The organism is Paraburkholderia gardini (assembly GCF_907164545.1).
GTDB lineage: Bacteria > Pseudomonadota > Gammaproteobacteria > Burkholderiales > Burkholderiaceae > Paraburkholderia > Paraburkholderia gardini.
Genome location: NZ_CAJQZB010000025.1, coordinates 87244 through 93691, shown reverse-complemented (window position 1 = coordinate 93691; position 6448 = coordinate 87244). Strand labels below are relative to the sequence as shown.

The window sequence follows — 6448 nt, the reverse complement described above, 5'->3', positions numbered from 1 at the left end:
CGCGGGCCGCTTTCGCACGTGGACTGCAACGTGCGTCCATCCAGGATAACCGCGCTCGGTTGCCCCTGACGCTCTTGAGCCACACACAGCACCGAACGCAAGTCGTTGACCATCGCCTCGAAACAACCCGCGTTCAGCCACCGTTGTGTTTGCTGATAGACCAGTTCCCACGGCGGAAAGTTGGTCGGCAGCATACGCCACGAGGCACCGGCTCGCGCCATCCAGCGCAGCGCGTTGAACATTTCGCGAAGTTCATATCGGCGTTGCGGTGCGTCTTCGTTCATCAAGGTCAGGTACGCAACGGCGAAGCTCCATTCTTCGTCCGTCACGTCCGTCGGGTATGGCTTGCGTGGTGTCATCACACCAGGATACCAGGTCCGACTGAAAGTGCCTAACACCCTCTAGCGCGAATGGCACTTACTTAAGCCAGCATGGAGGAGAAGACGCGGGTAAGTACTTGAAGAGAAACGGAGGAGGCTGATCCAGGGATTGATAGGATGGTTGTTGCCAGGCAAACACCCGTCTCATTCCAAGGACCGGCCCCCATGGATCGTAATGCACGAAGTCATCAGAGGCAAACACGAGGCGGCGTTCAAAGCCGGGCACGCAGGGCCCAGGCGGTTGACTACTTCAACATACTGACGAGCCCTGGGCTGCTGGACATAACGGAAGCGCATTTGCCAGAACATCGGGAACGGCTGTATCCGCCGACGGTGACACTGTCGATGTTCATGCGCTAGGCGCTGGAAGAGGACGCCTCCTGTCAGAAGGCGGTCAACGGGTGGGCCGCGCAGCGAGCTGCCGACGGGCTGCGACCCATGAGTGTGCGTACGGGAGGCTAATGCCGCGCTCGCCAGAGACTGCCGCTGACGATGGTGCGGGAGTTGACGCGCGAGACAGGACGTCAACTGCACGAGCAGGCCAGAGCGGCCTGGAAGTGGCGCGGGCGCCCGGTCAAGCTGGTTGACGGTACAGGGATCTCGATGCCCGATACGCCGTCGAACCAGGCACGCTTCCCGCAGGCCAGTTCTCAGGCCGAAGGGGTGGGATTTCCATTGGCCTATCTGGTTGCGGTGATCTGTCTGGCAAGCGGCGCAGTGCTGGAGGCGGCGCTGGGCACTTACGCGGGCAAAGGCAGCGGGGAGCTGACGGCGTTTCGCATGCTGCAAGACACATTTCGTCGAGGTGACGTGATCGTCGCCGATGCCTTGTACTGCCACTATTTTCTGATGGCCTCAATGATCGCCGCCGGGGTGGATGTCGTGATGGAACAGCACGGGGCGCGCCGCACCGACTTTCGGCGAGGCAAGTCGTTGGTGGGCATGCGCGATCACATTGTGACGTGGCCCAAACCCCGGCAGCGTCCCGACTGGATGACGCGTGAGCAGTACCAGGCCTTCCCCGATGAACTAATGGTGCGCGAGTCCAGGCTGCATCACCGGGTGCTGGTCACCACGATGCTTGATGCACGCAAGACCAACAAACAGGACCTCTCGCAGTTGTACGCCAGGCGTTGGAACGTGGAACTGGATCTACGTAACATCAAGACGACGATGGGTATGGACGTACTGCATTGCCAGACTGCCCACATGAACGAGAAGGAGATCTGGGTCCATCTGCTGGCCTATAACGTGATTCGGTTGCTGATGGCTCAGGCCGCGAGCCACTATGCCACCGATCCGCGAACACTGAGTTTCAAACACACCGTGCAGCTATGGACTGAATGGCTGGCCCGAGGTCTGACCGCAACCCACGACCAGAGTCTCCTGTTCAACCTGATCGCGCAGTCTTGCGTTGGGAATCGCTCCGGTCGCATCGAACCACGAATGCGCAAACGAAGACCGAAGTCTTACCCATGGCTGAAAGAGCCTCGTCACATCGCACGCGAGCGCATCCGAAAATATGGGCACGCGCCACGGGCTTAAGTAAGTGCCATTCCCTCTAGAGCGGTTTCACCGGACCCGCTTCACACCCCACCCGTCACCAGCGGCAACACCGACAGATCCGGATGCGTACCGTCGACGATACTGCGTCCCACGTGAATCGCCTCGGATAGCGCGTCCTGACTGGTCGCGAACGTTTCTTCCCCATCCGCGTGAAAGGGCACCGCGTGTCCTGGAATAACCGGATCGGCGCCCGGATGGCACACGTAGCCAACGTACGTATACGGTCCAGGCGGCCGGTGCGGCTCGCTTTCGTGCGGGTCTTTCGCAAATGGCGCCGCGTGAATCTCGAAGCCCTCGTACTCGACGACCTGCCAGGGTGCGTGTTCGTCGGACATATTCGTCTCCATTTGGGCCGCCGTTCGCGACGTGATGCGACGCGAGCCTTGCTGCTCTGATCCGGCCCGCGCCGCCGCGTCAATGCCGGTGGCGCATGCGATCCCACAGCCTGTGCGCGTCGAGCCGGGCGGGCGCGTGACGCACGTCGTGAAGCCCCCGATGTTCGCGCCGGTAGCGCGACGCACCCAGCAATACGGCGACGATAACCGCCACCAGTCCGACTATGATGCTGACCATCGATTCGGCCATGGCAGCCTCCGTCCAGAACACCCTCATACTGGAATTCTAGGTGATCCGCAGGGAAACGGACGACGCCCAGGCTACACCGGTCCTCGCCGCGCGATGAATTACGGCTTGATCACGCCCGGTTGCGTCAACAGGGTCGGGTTGTCTTCGAGACGCCAGCCTTGCTAGCTTTGACTGACGAGTTCGCCCGGAGTCTCGTGGTGCCTGGACAGGTCCATCGCTGCATCCGCGCATTGGGGAACGCCGGAGCGGACGAACTCTTCCAGCTGCAGCAGCAGGCTGTCGATCGAGCAGAGCTGGGTTCTGGAAAGATGTTCGGCGTCGAGCAGCCGATAGAGGCGCTGTCGCCAGTAGGCAGGCGGCAGAATCGGTCCGCCGAGGTCTCCATGCAACGATGGCCGCATCACGCGTGTGATATGCGCGATGTCCTGATCGATCAAGGTCATCATGTGTTGCCCCCGTGATGCTTCATTTATGCCGGTCAGTGACCTGGTTTTCTTTTATGTCTGAAGATTACTGTAGAACGGATTTCGCATTCTGCCAACTATCTCAATAAAAAACAGTACGGGATCACCCGGGCGCCGATGCACGAGGCATGCGGCACGATGGCAAACGGAGGGAGACTTGCAGGCGATGCAGGGCAATCTGCTTTGCCCAATTGGCACGATCGTGGCCAGACTGGCAAGCCGCGAGTGAACAGCAACCAGTCAAAGGGACTGCGCATGAAAACACGCGGCCCCTTCGGAGGCGATTACATCAGAACGATATCGTACTGTTCCTGACTCAGATTCGACTCCACCTGCAACGACACCGGCTTGCCGATAAAGTCGATCAGCATCGCCAGATGTTGCGATTCTTCTTCGAGAAAGAGATCGATCACCTGCTGCGAAGCGACGACGCGAAACTCGCGCGGATTGAACTGACGCGATTCGCGCAGAATCTCGCGCAGTACGTCATAGCAGACTGTGCGCGGCGTCTTGACCTGGCCCTTGCCGAGACACACCGGGCACGGCTCGCACAGCACATGCGCGAGCGATTCGCGCGTGCGCTTGCGCGTCATTTCCACGAGGCCGAGCTGCGAGAAACCGTTCACGGTCACCCGTGTGCGATCGCGCGAGAGCGCCTTCTTCAGTTCGCCGAGCACCTGGTCACGATGCTCGAGGTTTTCCATGTCGATGAAGTCGATGATGATCACGCCACCCAGGTTGCGCAGACGCAGTTGCCGCGCGATCGTGTGCGCCGCTTCGAGGTTCGTCTTGAAGATCGTATCGTCGAAATTGCGCGCACCGACGTAGCCACCGGTGTTCACGTCGATGGTCGTCATCGCTTCGGTCTGGTCGATCACCAGATAGCCGCCCGATTTCAGATCGACGCGCCGTGACAGCGCACGCTGGATTTCCGTCTCGATGTTGTACAGATCGAAGAGCGGCCGCTCGCCGGTGTAGTGATGCAGCTTCGGCGATACCGCCGGCGTGAATTCGGCCGCGAACTCGGCAAGCATCTGGAACGTTTCGCGTGAATCGACCTGGATGCGCGATGTCTCATCGTTGACGAAGTCGCGCAGCACCCGTTGCGCGAGATTCAGGTCCTGATACAGCAGGCTCGTGGACGGCATGCGCTGACCTTGCGAGACGATCGTCGTCCATGTCTTGCGCAGGTACGCGACGTCGGCGGCGAGTTCTTCGCTGGTCGAATCTTCGGCGATGGTGCGCACGATGTAGCCGCCTTTCTCGTCGACGGGCAGCACGGCGGTGAGCCGCGCGCGGATCGCTTCGCGCTCGGCTTCGCTTTCGATTTTCTGCGAGATGCCGATATGCGGTTCCTGCGGCAGATAGACGAGCGTGCGGCCCGCGATGCTGACCTGCGTCGAAAGCCGCGCGCCCTTCGTGCCGATCGGATCCTTCACGACCTGCACCATCAGCGACTGGCCTTCGAACACGATCTTCTCGATCGGTTGATGCGGCGCCTGATGCTGCGGTTCGCCCGCAATGCGCGGATGCCAGATGTCGGCCACGTGAAGAAACGCCGCACGTTCGAGCCCGATATCGATGAAGGCGGACTGCATGCCCGGCAGCACGCGGACGACCTTGCCGAGATACACGTTGCCGACGCGGCCACGCGAGAGCGTGCGCTCGACATGAAGCTCCTGCACAGCGCCCTGCTGGACGAGCGCGACGCGCGTTTCCTGGGGCGTGACGTTAATCAGGATTTCTTCATTCATGGTCTTGTTCTAGAAGTCGATGCGCGCTGCGCGCAGGAGGGCAGCGGTTTCAAAAAGCGGCAAACCCATGATACCTGAATAGGACCCGTCGATATGCTCGATAAACTCCGCCGCGCGGCCCTGCACGCCGTAAGCGCCAGCCTTGCCGAGCGGCTCGCCGGTGGCGACGTAGCGCCGCAGCGCAGCGGCTTCGACGGCCGTGAAGCGCACGCGTGAAGTCGACAGCACGGCGGGCAGCAGCGTGCCGTCCGCGGCCACCACGGCGACGGCCGTCAGCACTTCGTGATCGCGTCCGGCAAGACGTGTGAGCATCGCAACGGCATCGTCGGCGCCGGCGGGTTTGCCGAGAATCGCGTCGTCGATGGTGACGGTTGTGTCCGCAACCAGAATCGGCGCGTTCGCATGACCGCTCGCGGCAAGCCGCGCGCGTGCCGCTCCGGCTTTCGCGACACACACACGCATCACGTAATGATGCGCGCGCTCGCCGGGCAGTTCGGCTTCGAGCGCTTCGGCGTCTTCATCGGGGCGAGGCAGCAACAGTTCGAAATGCACGCCAAGTTGCTGAAGCAGCTCCTGACGGCGCGGACTTTGCGAGGCGAGATAGACGAAGGGATAAGACGCAGCGGACGACGAAGTCATGAACGGATCTCGTGAAAGCGAATCGCTTGTGGCGCATACCGCGCGACCGGAGCGAAGCGGGATCGTCACATTGTGGGATCGAAATCGGGATCGTCGGCTTGTCGGTCGCCCGGCGCTCACGCGCGGTGATAGGGGTGATTCTGCGTGATGGTCCACGCGCGGTAAAGCTGTTCGGCGAGCAGCACGCGAACCATCGCATGCGGCAGCGTGAGGCTCGAGACGCGCAGCATCATGTCGGCGCGCGCCTTCAGTTCCGGATCGAGCCCGTCCGCGCCGCCGATCAGAAACGCGACGTCGCGCCCATCCTGCTGCCAGCCGGGCAGGGCCTCCGCCAGTTGCATCGTGGTCCAGTCGCGGCCGCGTTCGTCGAGTGCGACGATGCGCGCGTTCTTCGGCAACGCGGCTTCGATTTTCACGCGCTCGGCGGCCATCACGCTCCCGGCCGGACGGCCGGACGAGCGCTGCTCCGGCTTGATCTCGCGTAACTCGATGCGCAGCTCGGGTGGCATGCGCTTCGTGTACTCGTCGAAGCCGGTCGCGATCCAGTCGGGCATCTTGTGGCCGACGGCCAGGATATGCAGCTTCACCGCAGGCTCCTGCCAGCGCTCAGCGACGACGTGCCGGGGCCGTGCGTGCGGGCTTTGCCGCCGGCGCTTCGTCTTCTTCCTCGTCGTCGAGCGGTTCGCTTGCGCTCGCGCCGCCGAACGGATTCGGCGTCGACAGCTTGATGCGCACCGGCTTGTCGCCCCAGATTTCCTCGAGGTTGTAGTACTGGCGCAGCGCCGGTTGCAGGATGTGCACGACCGCGTCGCCGCAATCGACCAGCACCCATTCGCCGATATCCTCGCCTTCGGTGCTGATCACGTCGCCGCCATTTTCCTTGACCTTCTCACGCACGCTGGAGGCGAGCGATTTGGTCTGCCGGTTCGATGTGCCGCTCGCGACGATCACGCGGTCGAACAGCGAGGTCAGATGGCTGGTGTTGAACACCTTGATGTTTTGCGCTTTCACGTCTTCGAGGGCGTCGACGATCACGCGTTGCAGTTTGCGAATATCCATT

General features: G+C 61.9%; 8 protein-coding genes and 1 pseudogene. 1 reads left to right on the top strand and 8 read right to left on the bottom strand.

Annotated elements, in window-relative coordinates; translation table 11 throughout:
• Positions 1–359: transposase (locus tag LPA37_RS18065; RefSeq protein ID WP_229013241.1), on the bottom strand; the 359-nt coding region annotated here is incomplete at its 3' end.
• 186 nt (positions 360–545) lie between these two features.
• On the opposite strand from LPA37_RS18065, the pseudogene LPA37_RS18060 reads away from it, so the two are divergent.
• Positions 546–1925: pseudogene (locus LPA37_RS18060) on the top strand (IS4 family transposase).
• Between the two features lie 41 nt (positions 1926–1966).
• Here the strand turns inward: LPA37_RS18060 and LPA37_RS18055 are convergent.
• The 7 genes from LPA37_RS18055 to rsfS form a co-directional block, all read right to left on the bottom strand.
• Positions 1967–2281: a hypothetical protein gene (locus LPA37_RS18055; RefSeq protein WP_229013240.1), complete on the bottom strand. Its 315-nt coding sequence runs from the start codon at positions 2279–2281 to the stop codon at positions 1967–1969.
• A gap of 79 nt (positions 2282–2360) precedes the next feature.
• Entirely contained in the window at positions 2361–2531 is a 171-nt protein-coding gene (locus tag LPA37_RS18050) for a hypothetical protein (protein ID WP_229013239.1), read from the bottom strand.
• A 161-nt stretch (positions 2532–2692) separates the two neighbouring features.
• The gene (locus tag LPA37_RS18045; RefSeq protein ID WP_229013238.1) at positions 2693–2977 is read right to left on the bottom strand and encodes a hypothetical protein; all 285 of its coding nucleotides are present in this window, start codon (positions 2975–2977) and stop codon (positions 2693–2695) included.
• 302 nt (positions 2978–3279) lie between these two features.
• Positions 3280–4749, bottom strand: coding sequence for a ribonuclease G (gene rng / locus LPA37_RS18040; protein WP_228981907.1), 1470 nt, complete (start codon positions 4747–4749; stop codon positions 3280–3282).
• Between the two features lie 9 nt (positions 4750–4758).
• A complete protein-coding gene (locus tag LPA37_RS18035) occupies positions 4759–5388 on the bottom strand; it encodes a Maf family protein (RefSeq protein ID WP_228981911.1) in 630 nt (209 codons plus the stop codon).
• Positions 5389–5504: 116 nt separating this feature from the next.
• Entirely contained in the window at positions 5505–5975 is a 471-nt protein-coding gene (gene rlmH, locus LPA37_RS18030; protein WP_228981914.1) for a 23S rRNA (pseudouridine(1915)-N(3))-methyltransferase RlmH, read from the bottom strand.
• 19 nt (positions 5976–5994) lie between these two features.
• Complete coding sequence (rsfS, locus tag LPA37_RS18025; protein WP_229013237.1) at positions 5995–6447, bottom strand: ribosome silencing factor; 453 nt, start codon at positions 6445–6447, stop codon at positions 5995–5997.
• Position 6448 lies beyond the last annotated feature (1 nt).